This window comes from Streptomyces sp. AC512_CC834 (assembly GCF_019049325.1).
Classification (GTDB): domain Bacteria; phylum Actinomycetota; class Actinomycetes; order Streptomycetales; family Streptomycetaceae; genus Streptomyces.
In genome coordinates this window covers 1-18,481 of sequence record NZ_JAGMUO010000026.1, presented here as the reverse complement: position 1 = coordinate 18,481, position 18,481 = coordinate 1, and the positions used below count along the sequence as shown (strand labels likewise).

The following is an 18,481-nucleotide window of genomic DNA, read 5'->3' as shown; positions in this document are numbered from 1 at the left end:
ATCAGGACGCGATGCGATGCTGTCGGACGTGAAGACCGTCAGATGCCACGGATGTGCACTCCGTGAGTATGGTCGCGAGACGCGCGAAGAACGCCTGCTTCGATTCCACGGAGTCACGGGTGAAGAAGTGACCACCTGGCATGTGATGAATGCGGCAGCCGGCTTGGGTGTGCAGTTTCCAGGCGGCAGCCTCGGCCACCGTCACCATCTCGTCGTCCACCCCTGCGAAGACCTCGATGGGGCAGGGCAGCGGACGGCTTTCAGCCGCCTGGGACCCCGTGGGCTCACGGGCCGGCCGCGGCGCGGCCGCGTCGCAGATGCCCAGATGCGTGCGGAGCCGCGTCATGGCGGTCCGCTCCAGCGCCGCGCGAGCCGCGCGGGAACGGTAGACAGGGTCAGCGGGCAGGAGTGCGCGCAGATCCTCGTCCGCAAGGCGGGTCGCACCTGCCAGCCGGTGAGGCAGGTGCGGCCCTGGAAAGGCGCCGACGAGTAGCCGCTCAGGCAGCGGCAGACCCAGCTTGTGCCGCAGGCGCGCCACCTGGTGGGCGACCAACGCCCCCATGCTGTGTCCGTAGAAGAGATGGGGTGTGCCGGTCCAGGGATCTATGTCGTCGTTGATGCTTTGGATCAGTCGCGGTACGTCCGGAGCCCCGGCTCCCGGGCTCGGACGTGGCACAGCGTCATCGTGCGGCAGCCTGACGGGAACCACCTCGGCCAGGTCTCCCAGCTTCCGCTGCCATCCCAGGAAAGCCGACTTCTCATGCCCGCCCGCATGATGGAAACAGAAAAGGCGCAGTGGTTCAACAGAGCTCTTCGCGGCCGTCGCGATGGCCTCCGTGAGGCTGGTCGATACCATGCGCCGAACATATGCTTGTGACGCTCTCGGCAAAAGAGTCAGCTTCTCCTAGCAGCGGCACCACCAGTTTTGAGGAGAGTCAGATTGGACCCGGCCGTAATGGCGCTTCGTGACGGGTCGCAGTGATCTGGGGCAAAGTGTGCGACAAATCCGCCCGAGCAGTGGAGCCGCTACAGAGCCCCGCTCAGTCGCAGGTTCTGAGTCGCATGCCGCGAGGGCGGGCCGCCTCGCCAACGCACAGGCTGCCCACCGCAGCCGTGTGCGCCGCCACTCCCCCTCACCGCAGGGCGCATGTTCAGCGCGCCCCGCACGAGTGCCCAAGCCTGCGAACACCCGAAGAGACCTTCCCGTAGGTATATTCGTGGCCGGCTCGCCCGCATGACCGAGGGCGAGGCACACCCTATGGCGACGGTGCCTTGGGGAGTCCGCCTCCCCCTCACCCGGGGCGGCCCGCCTGCATCCGAGAGGTCCGATGCACCACAGGAAGTTGCTGCAGTCCTCGCCCCGTCCAGTTCGCCCGAGTCGGCTGGCCTTCTTCGACCTGGACGAGACTCTCCTCTCGGGCAAGAGCATGATCGACTTTCTCTGCAACGCCCCGGAGAGCCTCTGGGTACCCGGTGAAGAGGGCGCTGTGGGGCCGCGACGGGCACGCGGGCAGGCCGGCATCGAGAAACTGGCGGACCTCAGCAGACGGGGAGCCGACAGGGCCGAGATGAACCGCGCGTACTACCAGCTCTACGCGGGCGTCGCGCTCTCCAGCCTCCGGGCGGCCGGGCAGGCCTGGTACACGGAGTTCACATCCCGCCCCGAACCCTACGTCGCGGCGGGCGTCGCGGCATTGGCGGAACACCGTCGAGCCGGGCACACAGTGGTGCTTGTCTCCGGATCTGCTCACCCGTTCGTCGATCCTGCAGCCGAAGCCCTGCGTGCCGAGCTGGCACTGTGCACGGAACTGGAGGTCGACGACAAAGGCATCCTCACCGGCCGCCTGACGCGCACGATGATCGGCGCGGACAAGGCCCGGGCGGTCACCGAGTTGAGAGAGAGCTATGGCCTGGCAGCCGAGGACTGCTTCGCCTACGGAGACCACGCAAGCGATCTCGCCATGCTGCGGGCGGTGGGCACCGCAGTCGTCGTAGGCGAGGATCCCGTACTGCTCCGGCACGCCCGGCAGCAGGGCTGGTCGGTACTCCCCGGCACAGCCGGCAACAGTGGTGGGGAATTCGGCCCCACCGCAGAGGCCGAAACGGGTCACCTGCTCAGCAGGCATGGGCCTTTCGGCGCCGGAGCGTAAGGCAGGGCTCTCCCAACTCTTGAGCGTGCGCAGCCGGGGCGGACAAGGAGTTCCTCACCTCCCGGGGATTTCGAAAGTGCACCCACAGTGCAGCAGGGCCCGCGGCCCCTGCCCGCCTCCGCACGGGACGGTGCCGGCACTGCGGCCAGGGGGTGGTTCGCCCAAGACCCCACCAGGTAACATTCTCTGAGGCATGTTACTCAGAGGTGCCGCGTGCATCACCGAGGGGAACTCGACATTGATCAAACAAGCGAGAGCCATCCGGACCCGAGACCAGATATTGAACGCCGCTGCCGAAGAGTTCGCCCTGCATGGCTACGCCGCAACCAACCTCGCGATCGTCGCCACCCGCACAGGTATGACCAAAGGCGCCCTGTACGGCCACTTCGCCTCGAAAAGGGCACTCGCCGACGCACTTGTCAGTGAGTCGGCTCGGACCTGGGCCTCGCTGGACCGATCGGGTGCCGCGGACGAGGTGTCCCTGAAAGAACTTGTGCTGGCCGTCCGCCGCCAGATGAAAAGCGACACCCGCTTCCGCGCCACGGTCCGGCTGGCCGCCGACTGTACCCGGACCACGGGAGGCGCTCCCGAAGTGCTCGCCCGCATCCGCCACAGGATCACAGCGGCGGCGGACCGGGCGCGCCAAGAAGCCCCCCAATCGTCGCCGTTGGCTGTCCAATCACCGCACATCGTTGCCCATCTGCTCCTGACGGTCGTATACGGCTTGACCTTCGTGTCGGAACAGGGCTCTGACGGCCGGCAGCAGGACGCAGGGGACGAGGTCTGGCAGCTCGTACTCGGCTCACTAGGACTCTGTGGAGCCGAGCAGGAGATGTCCGGGCGCCCATGAGACCACTCCAGGAATGTTCCTGCGATCCTCCAGCCCCTGCCCGACCTCGGCCTGGCGTTCTGTCTGTTTGACTGAGGCCGCAGAAACCCGGGGATGTCGTTCCGGCGGCCGATCCGGTCAGACGGCGCTCCAGATGACCGCCGAGTTGAAGCCGCCGCGGGCGAGGGCGTGGCGGATGCCCGCCCGATTTCCTCCTTGATCTCGCGCACGGCACCGCCCCGGGGCGACTCGCCCCGCTCCACGGTTCCTTACAACCGAGGCGACCAGCATCACCGGTCCTGGCCGTCTAAGTGGGCGGTTCGTGAGTCTTTGAGTGGTTCTGCTGTCGCCTGATGGTGTGGCTGCGGGGCGGAATCCGCCGGTCCGCGGTTGGTCATCTGGTGATGTGACCGGGTGAGTGAACGCAAGCCGTACCCGAGTGACTTATCGGACGAGCAGTGGTCGTTGATCGAGCCGGTGATCACCGCGTGGAAGAACCGACACCGCTCGGTCAGCGGCCACCAGGGCGCCTACGACATGCGGGAGATCGTCAACTCGATCCTCTACCAGGGGCGGACCGGCTGTCAGTGGGCTTATCTTCCGCACGACCTGCCGCAGAAGAGCGCGACCTACTACTACTTCGCCGCCTGGCGGGACGACGGGACCGACCAGGTCATCCATGAACTCCTGCGCTGCCAGGTCCGTGAGCGGGCCCGCCGATTAGAGGACCCGACCCTGGTGGTCCTGGACACCCAGAGTGTCCACGTGGCCGCCGGGGTCCCCGCCTCCACGACCGGCCACGATCCGGCCAAGCGGGTGCCCGGCCGCAAGCGCGGACTGGCCGTGGACGTCCTCGGCCTGGTCATCGCGGTCACCGTCCTCGCCGCGAACACCCACGACAACGCCGCGGGCATCGTCCTGCTGGACCAGGTCGCCGAGCACGCCGGCGGCACCGTCCGCAAAGCCCTGGTCGACCAGGGCTTCAAGAACCAGGTCGTCGCGCACGGCGCCGGCCTGGGCATCGACGTCGAGATCGTCGAACGAAACCCGCAGGTCAAGGGGTTCGTGCCGCAGCCGAAGCGGTGGAGGGTCGAGCAGACCTACGGGATCCTGATACTGCACCGGCGCCTGGTCCGCGACTACGAGTACCGCCCCTCCTCCTCGGCTTCCCGCGTCTACTGGGCGATGACCCACGTCATGACCCGGCGCCTCACCGGCACGAACGCCCCCACCTGGCGCGAGCCGCAGGCGGCAGCGTGAATATCCAGCCCCTGCTCGACGCCCTGGGCCTCCAGGAAGACGCCGCCCGGGCCCTGGCAGGCGACCTCCGCGCACAGATCGACGACCTGCAGACCCGGTTACGGGAGGCCGAGACGCACCTGGAGCACCTCGCGATCACCCGCAAGACCGTCACCGGCCTCGCCGACCGGCTCCCTGCCGTCGCGCCGGACCTGCCCGAGCACCCGGACTACCCCCGCATCCTCGCCACCTTCAACCATGCGACCGGACCGCTACGAGCCAAGGACGTCTGCGAAGCCCTCGGCCACGAACTGCTGCCGAAGAACGTGGAAGGCACCCGTGCCAAGCTGAAGCGCCTGGTCAAACTCGGCATCCTCACCGAGGCCGACACCGGCAACTTCGCCAGGAAGCAATAGCCGACCGACCCGCCACCAGCGACCTTGCTCCAACCTCAGCCAGAAACGGACATCACCTTACGAACCGCCCACTAAGAACAACATCCCGATCGCCACCCGCCTGCGCGGCAGCGGCCGGTCATACGCCGACAGCTCCCCCCCCCGACCCTGTTGAAGCCGCAAATACTCGTACTCATGCCCAGCGCGCCTAGGCACGCCATACCGCCTCCGGGAGCGAACCAGTCTCATCCACTCCAACAGAACACCGCTGCCCCAGCCGACGGCTGCCTGAGCACCACAGGAGGAAACGCTGCCCCGCACCGTCCCACCGCCCGCGCCCCCTCCCAGACAACACCAACAGCCTCGCACCAGAATGCCGGCAGGGCGCGGCGCGTACCGGCCGAACTGAGGGCCCGGGCCCTACTGCGCACCCCGAAACTACGACGAGCTCAACCGCATGTGCCCAGCGCACCTGGCCTCGTCTGGCCACAGCTGAGGGGACTCTTTGATATTCCCCACCCCTCGCTACGGGTGTGGACAGACCTGCTCGCCCAACTTCCCCACCCACCACCTGCACGCTGACTCGCGGACAGGCCCGCAAAGCGTTCGCGCGTGCCGTCGTCCGGATGATGAGGTGGCACGGTGACCAATCATGATGAGGCGGCGCCCATCAGACCGTTGGCACTGGCCTGGGTGCGCCGGCACCTGGAGGCCTGCGAGCGGATTGTCGGAGCCGAGGTGCTGCACGGCGGCGCCACCGCCGAAATGAGGAGGCTGACCATCGGCAGGCGGGACGGAGGCACCCGGCACCTGGTGCTGCGCTCCTTCGTCGCCCCGACCCGGCAGGGGCCGGCCGAGGACCTCCTGCACAGGGAGGCCGACGCCCTGACCGCGCTCACCTGCACCGGCTTCTCGGCTCCCGGACTCGTCGCCGTCGATCCAACCGCCGCGCACTGTGAGTACCCCTCGCTCCTCATGACCCACCTGCCGGGCCGGACGGTCCACGACGACGAGGGGCTGGAGACGCGCCTGCCCCTGCTGGCCCATCAACTCGTGACGGTCCACGCGGTGCGGCCAGCCGTCCGGCCACGGGAGTACGTGCCGCTGACGACCGCCGACACGGTCGTGACCCCCGAGGGCGCCGAGGCCGCGGCCTGGGCCGCCGCCATCGACCTGATCCGCAAGCCCGCGCCGCGCTACAAAGGGCGGTTCCTGCACCGGGACTTCCAGCCCGGCAACGTGCTGTTCGACCTGCCGCCCGGGGACCCGGCCGGTGCCGTCGGTGCCCGGATCACCGGCGTCGTCGACTGGGCGGCGGCCTCCTGGGGCCCGGCGGACCTCGACGTGGCGCACTGCTCCACCAATCTCGCGCTGCTGCACGGCCCAGAGTGGGGCCTGCGCTTCACCGAGGCATACCAGGAGGCCGGCGGGATACTGGCCGCGGCCTCGGACGAGCGGCTGTACTGGCAGGTGCGGGCGCCACTGGCGCTCTCGGAGGAAGTGCAGTGGGTGGCACAGCCGTGGCGGGAGGCAGGACGGACCGAGCTGACGACACGAGCTGTGGAGGAGCGGCTGGATGCCTATGTCACCTCCCTGATGGACGCGCTGGGCTGAGCCAGGGCGGGCCGGGGCGGCGCCCCGACCTCATCGTTTACTGCTCAAGCAAGTGAGGAGTCGAGCAGACCCTGGGGAATTTCGAAGAGCCTCATCACAGCCGAGGCCCTTTGGTGCGGCACACATGTGCTTCCCGTAGCTGTGTGCCGGTTCTCGGATCGGCATAGATGAACCGCGCTCGGGTGCGGACTGCCGCTCGGGCGTTACGAGGGCCAGTGGCGGCCGAGAGCCGGTGCGGTCACCCGCGCTGCGGAGTGTGGCGGGTGGTGGGGTCGATGCGGCTGAGTACCCAGCGGATGAGGTCCTTGTTCAGGGTGAGGCCAGGGTTCTCTTCGAGGGCGTCGCGGAGGAGGAGGGTGATGCGCGCCCAGTTCCTGAAGGATCCGTGGCCTGCCATGTCGTCGGTGTACAGGATCAGTTCGGGCTGCGCGTCGGCCCAGATGCGCTGGTAGGCGGGCATGACGGACCGGACTTCGGTGGGGGTGAGGGGGCTGAACTGATACCAGTCGAGGATGCGGGAGTGCAGGGCGGGGTTGTTGAGGATCTTCTGCCGGGCGTTGCCGCTGCCGACGAGGATGATGGGGGCGCGGCGTGCGTCGTCGCCCCACAGGGTGCGGAAGTACTCCAGTGCCTTGGTTCCGAGGCCTTGTACTTCGTCGATGAGCAAGACGCGTGGCTCTGCTTCGAGTGCGTCGTGGATCTGCTGGTCGCAGGGTCCGACGGACTGCGGGGGTGGTCCGGGCAGGTCGAGGCGGCGCCAGAGCTGGGTGCGGATTTCGTTCATGTTGGCGCCGTTGTTGTAGCGCAGCCGTACGGTGGTTTCGGGGGCGTGGCGGCGTAGGACGGTGTGGACGGCGAAGGTTTTGCCGAGGCCGACGTGTCCGTGGATGCAGACCAGGGCGTTGTGCTTGATGGCTTTGAGGATGCGGGTTTCGGTTTCGGCTACGGCTTTGGTGGCCATGGCGTTGGCTCCGGTGAGGCCCAGGTAGTGGTCCTGGCTGGGTGGGGGGAGCTGGCTGGGGCGGGGCGAGGTGGCGGGGGCGCTCACGGCTGGTCCTCGGGTGGTGCGGGCTGGGTGGGTGGCGGTGTGGTGCGGGGGTCGAGGGGCCTGGTCAGTGCGGCGTCGGGTTCGGGCAGCTTGATGAGGTCGGGCAGTGCTTCTGCGGCCGGGGTGAAGCCGTCCAGGGTGCGCAGGTGCTCGAGGGCCTCTTCTTCGGGCATCGCGTCCAGGGGTACGGGTGGTGCGGGACGGGTTGCGGCTGCGTAGCGTTCGTTGCGGTTCTTCTCGGCCTTCTTCAGTTGGGCGCGCAGGCGGTCGGCTTCGCGGCGCCGGGCTTGTTTGAGGCTGAGGGTCTGTTCCCGGGTGGCTTGTGCGGTCATGACGGCGGGGCCGAGGTGGCGGCCGGTGTGGGGGTCGTAGAGCTCGACGCGGTGGTCGTGGTGCGGGAGGTAGCGCAGGTGGACTTTTTCGCCGACGCGGCCGTGCATCCAGTCGGCGATGTAGTTGCGGTTGCGCCAGCGGACGCCGCTGTTGTTGATGGTCAGGGGTTTGCCGTGGCGTTCGAGGGTGTAGGTGTGGAGGTCTTCGGCCCTGATGGTGTCGATGAGTGTGGGGTCGGCGTCCCAGGCTTGGCGGGGGGTTTGGCCGTCCAGGCTTTTGGGGGTGTTCTCGTGGTTCCAGTGGTGGACCCAGGTGAGGACGTGGTCGACGAACGCTTCGAAGTGGAGCAGGGGCTGGTCGGGGTCGACGGGTTTGCCGCCGCGGAGGGTGGGGGCGTGGGTGTAGCCGGGCATGCCGGCGAACAGGGTCTTCTTGATGGCTCCGTTGACGGCTTCGACGTTGCCTTTGCCTTCGGGGGTGAAGGGGGGCAGGGCGATGATTTCGGTTCCCAGGACGCCGAGGGCTTCGGTGACCGTGGCGCACAGGAATTCTTTGCCGCCGTCGACGCGTAGGTAGGTGGGGATGCCGCCGAACGGGCCGTGGTGTTCGTCGATGAGGATGGCGTCGCGGATGGCGACGAGGACGCCTTCGCGGCTGGGGCGTTGTGGGCTGATGGCGAGGCCGCAGATGGCTGAGGTGGCGCAGTCGACGAAGAAGGTGATCCAGGGTTTGCGGATGTGGCCTTCGACGCGGACTTTGACGCTGGCTTCGACGTGGTCGGTTTCCCAGGCGTGGTTGCGGTGGTGGCGTTCGCGTTGACCGGCCACGTCGAAGCGTCGACGGGCGTTCTCGCCGGCGCGGAGGCCGGCTCGCATGCCGGGGGTGAGGGCTCTGTTGGTGGCGCGGTGGAAGGTGGCTAGGGACGGGACGGGGTGGTCTTCGGCGCGTAGTTCCTTCCAGGCGGCGGTGGCGTTGCCGCGCCAGCGGGCCACGGCGTCGAGCATGTGCTCGGTGAGGGTGAAGCTGGTGCGGCTGGGGGGTTGGTAGGTGCCGTTGTTGGTTCGGGCGTTGGCGAGCCAGCGGTCGACGGTGCGGGGATCGACGCCGAAAGCGTCGGCGACGCCTGCGATCCGGGCGCGGGTGAGTCGCTCCGACTGCTCGAGGGTGTAGAGGCGGTGGATGGCGGCCGCGCGCAGGGCATCGTGGTCGGGCGGGTGGGGCACGGAGTGTGCTTTCTGGTCGGGGGGTCAGGCGGGAGCGAGGGAGAGGAGGCCGGCTCCGTAGCTTTTGGCCCGGCCGATGCCGTGTTTCAGTGCGTCGGTGAGGGGGGTGGTGTCGGTGATGCGGGCGAGGCCGTCGAACTGGGTGAGGGTGAAGTAGGGGGCCGAGCGCGTCACGCGGGTGCGGGGGAAGGGGCGTGGGAGGGAGGTGATGGTGACGGGTTCGAGTCCTGCGGCGGTGGCGCGGCGCTGCCACCAGGCGAGGGCGTCGTCGCCGGTGAGGTGGGTGATCTTGCCGCGGCGCTTTCCGGTGATGGGGTGGGGGGTGGGGTTGCCTGCGGAGCGGGCGACGGTGGGTGCGGCGGTGATGCGGTAGCGGACCGTGCGGCCGGGCGTGAGGGAGTTCAGCAGAGGGGTGAGGTCGAGGGTGCGGCCGGTGCCGTAGTGGGTGGGCAGGGCGGTGAGGTCGGGCGGGTTGGCGGTCTGGACGAGGAGGACGGGGTCGGGTCCGGGTTCGGTGCGGAACAGGAGGCCGGCCCTGGCTCGGGGGGTGGGGCCGATGTGGTCGGGGATCAGGCGCATCAGGGTTTTGTGAAGGCTGTCGACGTCGGCGAGGTCTGCTCTGACCGCGGGATGGCGGGGGTCGAGGATGAGGCGGGAGAGGCTGGTCATGCAGGTGCTCCGTGCATGTACGTGGTGAGGGCGTGGAGGGGGCGGGGGCCTGCGTACAGGTGGGCGGGCAGGGATTCGGTGGTCATCCACAGGGGGCGTGGCAGGTGGCGCCGGGCATGGCGGGTGAGGTTGACGGGTTCGCTGGTGCTTTCCCGGTCGGGCGGTGTGGCGGGGTCGGTGCCGGGGGGTGGGTGTTCCCAGACGAAGGTGGTGGGCAGGTGGGTGTCGGCGGGGCCGGGCGGCCGGCTGCGGGTGAGGGGGACGCGGGTGAGGAGTTCCTGGACGGGGTCGGGGCTGTTGGCGGTGAGGACGAGGGGTTCGTCGGGAAGGCAGGCGCGGCGGCCGAGGAACAGTCCGAAGCGGGGCCGTTCCAGGGTTTCGGCGATGTGGCCGATGAGGAGGGCGGGTCCGGTGACGGCGACGGTGAAGACGGCGTCGGTGAGGTAGTCGCGGTGGGAGACGAGGGTGGCGGCGGCGACCTTTCGCCGGGTGCCTTCGCCGGTGTGAAGGCCCTGCTCGCGGGGGCGGCCGCCGCCGACGGTGTGGTAGTCGCGGTAGCGGGTGCCGGGCTGGTCGATGCGGAGGGTGAGGGTCAGGTCGCGGTGGCTCGGGGCGGTGGTGTCACCGGGTGTCTTCAGGTGGAAGTAGGGGTCGAGGGCGTGTTCGCGGGGGCGGCCCTGGGCGGCGGCGAACATGCCGATGAGTGAGGAGCGGGTGGGGAAGGCGCAGGTGTCGCGGTAGTGGAAGACGCCGCGTTCGCCGGAGGACTGCAGCAGGCCTGCCAGGCGCAGGACGAGGCCGGTCACGGCCGGCCCGCGCCGGTGAGGTCGGCGGTCGCGGCGGCGGCGCAGGCGGCGGCGAGGTCGTCGAAGGATGTGTGGCGGGAGCCAAGGTCCTTGACGGGCTTGGCCTGGGTGCCGGTGTGTCCGTGGGCGACGAGGTGGCGGGTGCCGAGCAGGCGGCTCATGGTGGTGGCGTAGTCGGCGAGCGCTTGGCGGGCGGGGGCGGTGTAGCCGCCGTGGGCGGGGGCGGTGACAGGCTGTTCGAAGGCGGCGCCGTAGGAGACGGAGCGGCGGTCGCGGACGGCGTAGTGGACGAGGTCGGGCACGGTGTGCGGTGCGGTGGCGGTCTTCTTGCCGCTGGGCATGCTGAGGATGAAGTGCTGGACGAAGAGTTCGACGAGATCCTTGACCGTGCCAGCGGTGGCGCCGGGGCCGAGATTGCGGTGGAGGTCGGTGATGTTGACGGTGGCGAAACGGTAGAAGAGGCTGGTGGTCAGGAACGCGGTCTGGAGGTGGGCGCTGCCGGAGTCCCCGTCCTGGGGGAGGTCTTCCACGGCGGTGAAGAAGTCGGGCTGCGGGTCGCTTTGGTGCACGGAGAAGGCGGGGGCCATCTGCACGGCTGCTTCGACGTGGCCGGCGGGGATTTCGGCGAGCATCCGTCCGAACAGGTTGATGCTCGCGGTGCGGCGGGTTAGGTGCGCGGCGAGGTCTTTGGCGGGCAGGACCGGTGCGATCTGCTTCTTGGGCCTGTGGGCGGCGAGTGCTTCTTCGAGGTCGGTGCGGTGCTTTTCGCACAGGGCGACGAGGTCGTCGATGACGTCTTTGGGGAGGTAGAGCATGGCCTGGGTGCGGTAGCCCTCCTGGTCGTTGTGCTGCAGGCCCTTGTCCTTGGCCGAGTGGACGATCTGGGCCGCGGCGAACGCGGCGAGGTCCTCGGGCCACTGAGCTTCCTGCAGTTTCCGAGCGACGAGGGGTGGCACCATGCGGGTGCGGGCGGCGTGCTCGCCCAGGTCCTGCTCGACGTTGAGGCGGATGGGCCGCTTCCACGCCTGGGGGGAGACGAAGGCCCGGGTCGTGTTCCCGAAGAGGATGGTCTTGGGGTCGCCGTCGGAGTCGCGGTTCAGGTTCGCCGCAGTAACGGGCTGCAGGATGTGCAGGTCGAGGAAGCGTGCGGGGGTGTGCATGAAGGGGCTCTTTCGCGGTGGGGCGGCGGGCATGCCGCTGGTGCAGCCCACGGGACGGGGCTGCCGGAACAACAGGGACGAGAGGGCCGCGCCGTATTGGTGGCCGGCCAGTCGTGCGCCGTGGCGTGGTGTGGGATTTGGCGGGCGCCGGGGACGTCGGCAGGTCCTGTAGGGGCTGGCCGGAGCCGGCTGCTGCCTCTGCGTGCTTCAGGTGCGCCGGGGTTCGGGAGTGGCGAGGTAGAAGGCGTCGCGCCAGCGCAGTCCGACCTTGTCACGGCGGTAGGGGCGCTGCACCAGGTCGTTCAGGAGGACTGCCCAGTCGGGGGTGATGCCGTCCTGCAGCAGCCGCGTGACGGGGGCAGGCAGCCGGCGGTGGAGTTGGTCGTCGCTGAGGCGGGTCAGGACGTGGAGAAGGCTCTCGGTGCGCTCAGCTTGGTGGCCCGCTCGACGTACGGCGGTGGCGAGGGTGGCGCCGAGGTTCGGCCGGGCGTACCAGGCCGTCGGGTCCGGCGCCGCCGTTGGGGTGGGTTCGACGGGGGTGACGAAGAGGCTGGCGGGGTTGTCCTGCGGGGCGGAGTCGGGGTCGTGGTCGGGGCGGACGCCTGGGGTGTGTGTCTGGGGTCCGGCCATCGCGATGAGGCTCGCGACGGTGTAGTAGGCGCGGCGTCCTTGGCGGTGCGCGGTGCGCCGGGCCAGGTAGCGGTCCATGGGGGCGCATTCCTCGACGGGCCGGCCTCTCCCCCGGCTGAGGCGGACACGGACGCCGGGCTCGGCGCACAGGAGGTGGATGTGGGCGACGAACGCGTCGCAAGCGGCGCGGTGTTCGGCTGCGGTGGACATCAGGCGGCTTTCCGGGGTGTGGCGGACCGGCGGTAGAGCTCTTGGACGGCGTGGGCGACGGCGCGGGCCGCGGAGGTCTGGCGAGTTCGGGCGGCTTCGGTGGTCTCGCGCAGGGCGGCGGCGGCCGCGGCAGCGAAAGCCGTGGGGGCTGGAGTGTCGGGTTCCTCCAGCAGCCGCCAGAACACCGTCTCGGCCTTCGGCCAATAGCGGGTTAGTGACTTGTTCACCCAGGGGGGCGGGGTGGTGCGGCGGCGGCTGCTGCGCATGGCGGTGGCCCACGCATCTTTGGCGACGGTCTGCAGTCGCCGTGCGGCCTGTTCGGCTTCTCGGCAGCACTCGGCGATGCGCTGGGCCTTGGCCGGGTCGTGTTCCTGCGTCCAGTTCAGCAGAGGCGGCGTGACGGCGGTGTACCACTGGTGGTCTACGGCCTGGCCGTCCTGGTCGAATCCGTGGACGCGGATCCGCAGGCTGCGTCGCAGGGGTTCGGGGAGGTCGTTGAGGGTGTCGAAGATGGCTGGCCGGCGTTGTGTGCCGTGTTCGTCCGGGGCCAGGAGCAGGGTTTCCAGGTCACGCCACCACGCGCGGGACGCGTCGGCGCGGTGGATGGTGCGGCGCTGGTCGACCTTCTTGGTTTCGGGGGTGATGCGGTAGGCGAGGTAGGGGTCGGTGGTGATCGGCTTGTCTTCCTGGGTGGCCCAGGTGAGGTATGCGTCGGTGACGGTGGTGCCGTCGTCGCCGGGCACGAGGAGGATGGCGTGCCGGCTCAGTCCCGTCAGTTGCCGGCCGGGCCAGGTCACCGGACCGTGGAGCGTGGTCTGTGGGCCGGGCGGTGCGGCTTCTTCCCAGGGGCAGGTGTCCGCGGCTGGCGGCTGGTCGTCGCCGGTGAAGGCGGGCACACCGGCCAGGAGCGTCTCGTGCAGGGTGCGGCCCAGCGGGTGGAAGGACACGCTGGCGCGCAGGGGCCCGCTGGTCTGCTTGCCGCTGGTGGTGCCGTCCTGGGTGCGGGGCGTGCCGGTGCCGGAACGCCCGTAGTAGTGGTGGATGAGCAGGATCTGCAGGGCTTCGGCGGTGGGAACGGGCTCGGCGGTGTGGTGGCCGTGCGGGCTGAACCAGGCAAAGTTGCGGCCGGCGGGCCGCCCGGGCACGAAGGCGTTGATGCCGGTGCTGTGGTCGCACTCGGTGCGCAGTGAGGGGGTCTGCAGCCAGGGCCGCACGGGGTCGAAGACGTCCCAGCCATGCTGGTCGAAGTAGGTGTGGACGGCGTCCGGGTCGAAGCGGCCCTCGGCCAGGCGGCTGCGGCGCAGCGCGTTCCACTGGGAGGCGGTGAGTTCGGGGTCGTCGAGGCCGGTGATGCGGGCCGTGATGACGGCCGCGATCCGCAGGAGGGCTGACGCGGCCGGGGGTTGGGGCAGGGCGAGGTCGTCGATGCGGTGGGCGTCCAGGAACAGGGATCGCAGGCCCACTTGGTCGTACTGGCCGCCGGTGCGGACGTCGATCCAGGGGTTGTCGGCCGCGCTGAACGGGGTGGTGGTGGGCGGGGGTAACGCAGACAAGAGCGTGTCTTTCGAAAGGGGGGCCGAAGCGGAAGGTGCGGTGAAGGCCTGGGGCGATGGGGTGTGCCGGGACCAGGGTGGTGTTTTCCTTGGGCCGGTGGTTGGGTCCGGCTCGGGCATGCGGCAGCTGCACGTGCCGCGCGTAGGCACGGCTGGGCAAGGGGTCGTCACCGCGCCCTTGTGGGGCGAAGGGAAGGATGTGCGAGGTGCGGTCGAGGGTTCGACGGGGTCGCGGGTACAGCGAACCATGCCGCTGCCGTCTGTCACGACCAGTGAGAAAGTCCGACGATCAAGTAATGGCGTAATGCTTTTGGCGCTGGGCTTCACGCATCGTGATTACTGCTGTTTGCGGTGTTGGAGGCCGAGTTCTTCGTCCATGCGGAGCCAGTGCTGGCCGAAATGATGTTCACTCTCAAGGGTTACGGAGTCGGTGGGCAGCAGCACGATGTCGGCGAGCAGGGGGTGCTGCTTCCAGCTGGCGGGCGGCTGGTGCGGTGCGGAAGCGCGGGCGACCCAGGCGGCCGGGACGGGCAGTGAGTGTTCGAGGATGCTGCGCAGGTGGCGCGGGCCGAGGTGGTCCTGGTCCGGGAGCGGCAGCAGGCCTGCTGCGTCGAGCGTCAGCGTGCCGTCGGCACTTCGGTAACAGGGCAGCAGCCGGCGGGGCAGGACACCGGGCCGGGTGGCGGCCTGGGCGGTGGTGAGGTGCTGGCGGTGCAGGTCGGCCAGGGAAGAGACCCGTCTGGGCGGGGGTACCAGGTGGACTGCGCTGAGCTGCTCCTGTCGGCTGGTGCGGGCCTGGTGGGCGGCGGCCATCTGCTGCAGGCGCGTCGTCTCGGCGGCGAAACCGGAGGTGACGCCGTGGACCTGTTCAACGAGAGCCTGGACGTCGTCGGGGACGACGAGCGGTTGTTTCTCCAGGGCCGGCAGGAGCCGGGCGGTTTCATGCAGAGCGACAGCGGGCTCGACCGTGTCCCAGCCGGGCGGCAGAGCGGTCGCACCACGGGAGTTGACCGGGTGCAGCACCGTCAGCGTCGGACTGTTCTCCCCGTCCCACCAGACGGGCCGACGCCCCTGTCCGGTCCACAGGCGTGTGAAGCGGCCCAGACGGCCCAGTCGCTGCAGCAGACGTGCCACAGAGGCGAGGTCGCTGACCATCAGGTCGACGTCGATGTCCAGGCTCACGTCGAGGAGACTGGTGGTGACGAAAACGCGCCGAGCCGGGCGCGGGCCCGTCGGACCCAGCCGGTGGCGGAGGTCTCCCAGTGTGCTCTGCCGTCGCCGCCCCCGCACCCGGGCATGGACGAGGACCAGGTCGTCAGGCGGGCCGCTCCAGATGCGGCGCAGGTACTGGTAGGTGTCCTGCGTCTCGGCGACGGTCGCGCACACCACGGCCGCGCACCCGCCGTGGCGGATGACCCGCTGGAGCACGTCGGCGATCACCGCCAGGCGCTCCCCCGCTTCGACCGTACGCCCTGCCGGCCCCAGGGGCCGGTAGGTGACCGGGTGGACGTGGATGCGTGCGCTCCTGCGCTGGGCGGCCCGTTGCTCGCCCTGGGCCTGCTCGGGCATGCGGTGGACGGCGGCGGTCGCCGCATCCGCGAACAGCCACCCGGGGTAGCCGGGGGCGAACGAGGCACCGTGCAGACCAGTACGGCCGGCGCCCCACAGGTAGGCCCGCACCAGCTCGGTGGCGGTCGATGCGGGCATCGTCGCCGACAGCAGGACGACCGGGCAGCTCAGGGCTCCCAGCCACTGCAGCAGGCGCAGCAGCTGGAGCTGGCTGAACGGGTCCAGTGCGTGGGCTTCGTCGACCACGACGGTCTTGCCCGACAGGGCCAGCATGCGCAGCGCACTGTGACGGACGGGCAGGACGGCCATCTGCGCCTGGTCGGTGGTGGAGACGGTGTACTGGGCCAACAGCGCGTTGTTCCTGCCACGCAGCCAGCGGTCGGACCCCGCGGTGCCCGGACCGTACTCGGTTTCGTCGTCGGCAAAGGAGTCGTCGTGGTCGTCGGTGAACGGGTCGTCGGGCGGCCCGTCCACAACGGATGTGTCGGCCGGCGACAGGATCCGGCCGGTGTATGCCTCGTTGAGGTCGCTGTGGTGGTGCACCAGCGTCACCGGCGCGTACCCGGGCTGGTGGGCGCGCACATACCGGTCCAGGACCTCGTAGGCCTGATCGGCGGCGGCCGTCGCCGGCAGCAGCCACATCACCCCCTGGGTGCCGCAGTGCTCGTTGAAGATCCGCGCCATCTCCAGCGCGGCCACGCTCTTGCCCGTCCCCATCGCGTCTGTGACCACCGCGATGCCGCTCCCCCGCTCGGCGACCAGGTGCGGCAACTCCTCCATCGCCGAACGCTGCAGAGCGTTCGGTTCCTCCAGTCCCGGGTGCGCGGTGGTGAACGGGATCCGGCCCAATGCGAAGCGGGCGAGGCCAAGCCGCTCGACTTCCTCCTCGGCCTGCTGGCGGGCGCGGCTGTGGTGCTCGGCGGCGCCGAAGGACGGCGTGTCCGCGTTGGGCACCCAGTAGCGACGCTGACTCGCGACCCGGTCCGCGACCATCGTCAGCCCCGTGATCAGCACGGCCGCCTCCACCGACAGCCGCTCCGGAGCCGTATCGACGCCGAACAGGTGCCACAGCAGCCGGGCGTAGCGGCGGCGCAGATCCTGCCACGCGGGCCCGCCCAACGTGGCCTCCACCCTCTGGGCGGACGCCGCCCCGTCCACGTCGAGTTGCAGGAACCGGCCGTGATGCCCGCCCAGACACTGCGCTGCACGCACGGCGGGACTATCGTTACCGCCCACGGCGAATCCCAGTTCGCCCAGCAGTTGCAGCCCTGCATGCATCGACGCACGCGCGTGCGGCACATGCACCACCGGGCCGGTGTCCGCCACCAGGTCCTCCCCCAGCCGCACATACGCCGCAGGCTCGAGAGCCTGGAAATACGGAATCAGCTTCCCGATGTCGTGCATGGCAGCCAGGAAACACACCACCGAACGCGCCTGCTCCTGCGGCACGTTGAGCCCTTCGCTGATGACCCGGCGCTGGCTCGGGGTCACAAACCAGTCCCACAGCACCCCGGCCACCGCCCCCACATCGATCAAGTGGAACAACAGCGAGTACACCCTCAGCGTCGTGCGGTCGAACTTCCCCCACGGACGACGGTCAACACCGTCGTACCGGGCATCCTCAACGACTCCCATCCCCCAACGCTGCCACCCTGTGCTGCTCACTGAGACCACGAACGCCAGAAAGCAGAGATTCCTGCCGTGCATCCAGTCCCGTGTGCCATCATCTCCCAGCCAGTCAGAAGCAAATGACAGGCACACCATGCCAGAACGGGCGGGCCGGAGAGGGCAGCGCCCGCGCGAGCGGGAGTGACCCGCCGCTTCTCGCGATGGCCCACAGCGCCGACCAGCAGCGCCCGCGCGAGCGGGAGTGGCCCGGCGAGGTAGACACGGCGGCCGCCTTCGCAGTCGCAGCACCCGCGCGAGCGGGGGTGACCCGCGCACCGGCAGCAGCTCTACGTAGCCGGCGCCGCAGCGCCCGCGCGAGCGGGAGTGAGTGACCCGTTCGGGCTGTCCGGGAACGTCTGCCGGTTGCGTAGCGCCCGCGCGAGCGGGGGTACTCGGCGACGTACTCCAGTGCGTTTCCACAATGGGGTGGAGCCTGCGTGCGCGGAGGTGAATTGGCCTTACGTGGCTGCAGACTTTAGACGTAAGTAGTACAGTCCGTGCGTATCAGAGTTGCTCAGCCAGCGACTCATGAACCAGGCCAGTGCAGCCCGCGGAAACGTGAATGACTCGACGACCGCGTCCCGGCCCACGATTCGCCACCGGTAGCGCCCGCGCGAGCGGGAGTGACTCGGGTGGCGAACCGGATCGGACGGAGCCCGCAGTAGCGCCTGCGCGAGCAGGAGTGACTCGGCCCGGGAGGTGAGCATGTTGTCCGCCGTCTCGCACCGCCTGCGGGAGCGGGAGTGACCCAACGCTGGTGTCGATCCGGGTGGCCAACGGCCAGAAGAACTCGCGCATTTGTACGATGAGGTAAAGCCTGCGGAAGCGGGGGTGATCCAGACTTCCTGCCCAGGACGGTGACCGCAGCGTTGCCGAGCCCGTTGAGCGGGAGTGTCCCTGTACGACCCTTTCCGGATCAGCCGTCGCCTGCAGAGCCCGCGCCAGCGGGAGTGACTCGTCCATCGAGTGGGCCCGCGCCCTTCTGACCAGAGAGAACCCGCGCAACCTGCGTGGTCTCCAACGGTCTCGTCTCATCCTCGTTGCTGTACTCGTAACGCCCGCGCGGGCGGGAGCGACCCGCGCTGCCCAGCCCTGCCAGGTGATCACCCGGCTATCAGAGACGCGCGAGCGACCTTGAAGCAGCACTGCGTTCCGCAGAGAGGAGCTGGCGGAAGCCCGCGGGAGCGGGAGTGCCTCGTGTAGCAGGGCCGACTCTGCCGCAGCATCGGGATAGGGCCGGGCAGAATCCGACCGGCTAATACTCCAGCAGGATTTCGCTGTCTGACCTGGTCTTTCGCCGAGTGGCGGGAGTGTAGCGGGACTTCGGTCGTGTAGGGGTGGTCTCACGGAGACCGCCCCTCGATCGTGCGACAACGCCGCAGGTA

Annotated in this window: 14 protein-coding genes and 1 CRISPR repeat array; of the genes, 5 read left to right on the top strand and 9 right to left on the bottom strand. The window is 69.5% G+C overall.

The features are described from left to right. Position 1: 1 nt before the first annotated feature. Entirely contained in the window at positions 2-856 is an 855-nt protein-coding gene (locus tag KUM40_RS10350; protein ID WP_217165371.1) for a thioesterase II family protein, read from the bottom strand. 472 nt (positions 857-1,328) lie between these two features. On the opposite strand from KUM40_RS10350, the gene KUM40_RS10345 reads away from it, so the two are divergent. The 5 genes from KUM40_RS10345 to KUM40_RS10325 all read left to right on the top strand — a co-directional run bounded on the left by KUM40_RS10345 (position 1,329) and on the right by KUM40_RS10325 (position 6,227). Further along, a complete protein-coding gene (locus KUM40_RS10345; protein WP_217165370.1) occupies positions 1,329-2,150 on the top strand; it encodes an HAD family phosphatase in 822 nt (273 codons plus the stop codon). A gap of 193 nt (positions 2,151-2,343) precedes the next feature. After that, positions 2,344-3,000: a TetR/AcrR family transcriptional regulator gene (locus KUM40_RS10340; RefSeq protein ID WP_254394885.1), complete on the top strand. Its 657-nt coding sequence runs from the start codon at positions 2,344-2,346 to the stop codon at positions 2,998-3,000. Positions 3,001-3,393: 393 nt separating this feature from the next. Further along, positions 3,394-4,239: an IS5 family transposase gene (locus tag KUM40_RS10335; protein WP_217165368.1), complete on the top strand. Its 846-nt coding sequence runs from the start codon at positions 3,394-3,396 to the stop codon at positions 4,237-4,239. Continuing rightward, entirely contained in the window at positions 4,236-4,634 is a 399-nt protein-coding gene (locus tag KUM40_RS10330; protein ID WP_217165367.1) for a hypothetical protein, read from the top strand. The genes KUM40_RS10335 and KUM40_RS10330 overlap by 4 nt, the downstream gene beginning before the upstream one ends. A gap of 621 nt (positions 4,635-5,255) precedes the next feature. Next, positions 5,256-6,227, top strand: a complete 972-nt coding sequence (locus KUM40_RS10325; protein WP_217165365.1) for a phosphotransferase family protein — start codon at positions 5,256-5,258, stop codon at positions 6,225-6,227. Positions 6,228-6,465: 238 nt separating this feature from the next. On the opposite strand, the gene KUM40_RS10320 is transcribed toward KUM40_RS10325, so the two are convergent. The 8 genes from KUM40_RS10320 to KUM40_RS10285 form a co-directional block, all read right to left on the bottom strand. Further along, positions 6,466-7,275, bottom strand: coding sequence for an ATP-binding protein (locus KUM40_RS10320; protein WP_217165363.1), 810 nt, complete (start codon positions 7,273-7,275; stop codon positions 6,466-6,468). Next, entirely contained in the window at positions 7,272-8,831 is a 1,560-nt protein-coding gene (locus tag KUM40_RS10315) for a Mu transposase C-terminal domain-containing protein (RefSeq protein WP_217165361.1), read from the bottom strand. The genes KUM40_RS10320 and KUM40_RS10315 overlap by 4 nt, the downstream gene beginning before the upstream one ends. Before the next feature lie 24 nt (positions 8,832-8,855). Next, complete coding sequence (cas6e, locus tag KUM40_RS10310) at positions 8,856-9,500, bottom strand: type I-E CRISPR-associated protein Cas6/Cse3/CasE (RefSeq protein WP_217165359.1); 645 nt, start codon at positions 9,498-9,500, stop codon at positions 8,856-8,858. Next, positions 9,497-10,306 carry a type I-E CRISPR-associated protein Cas5/CasD gene (cas5e, locus tag KUM40_RS10305; RefSeq protein WP_217165358.1) on the bottom strand — a complete coding sequence of 270 codons (810 nt, stop codon included), beginning with the start codon at positions 10,304-10,306 and terminating at the stop codon, positions 9,497-9,499. The genes cas6e and cas5e overlap by 4 nt, the downstream gene beginning before the upstream one ends. Then, positions 10,303-11,466: a type I-E CRISPR-associated protein Cas7/Cse4/CasC gene (gene cas7e, locus KUM40_RS10300; protein ID WP_217165355.1), complete on the bottom strand. Its 1,164-nt coding sequence runs from the start codon at positions 11,464-11,466 to the stop codon at positions 10,303-10,305. The genes cas5e and cas7e overlap by 4 nt, the downstream gene beginning before the upstream one ends. Positions 11,467-11,673: 207 nt before the next feature. Continuing rightward, positions 11,674-12,306 carry a type I-E CRISPR-associated protein Cse2/CasB gene (gene casB / locus KUM40_RS10295; RefSeq protein WP_217165353.1) on the bottom strand — a complete coding sequence of 211 codons (633 nt, stop codon included), beginning with the start codon at positions 12,304-12,306 and terminating at the stop codon, positions 11,674-11,676. Continuing rightward, positions 12,306-13,859 (bottom strand): type I-E CRISPR-associated protein Cse1/CasA, encoded by a 1,554-nt coding sequence (casA, locus tag KUM40_RS10290; protein WP_254394884.1) that lies wholly within the window; start codon positions 13,857-13,859, stop codon positions 12,306-12,308. The genes casB and casA overlap by 1 nt, the downstream gene beginning before the upstream one ends. A gap of 336 nt (positions 13,860-14,195) precedes the next feature. Next, positions 14,196-17,063 (bottom strand): CRISPR-associated endonuclease Cas3'', encoded by a 2,868-nt coding sequence (locus tag KUM40_RS10285; protein ID WP_217165349.1) that lies wholly within the window; start codon positions 17,061-17,063, stop codon positions 14,196-14,198. A gap of 153 nt (positions 17,064-17,216) precedes the next feature. Then, positions 17,217-17,542: direct repeats of the CRISPR family, unit length 24 nt; unit sequence GCAGCGCCCGCGCGAGCGGGAGTG. Positions 17,543-18,481: the final 939 nt, after the last annotated feature.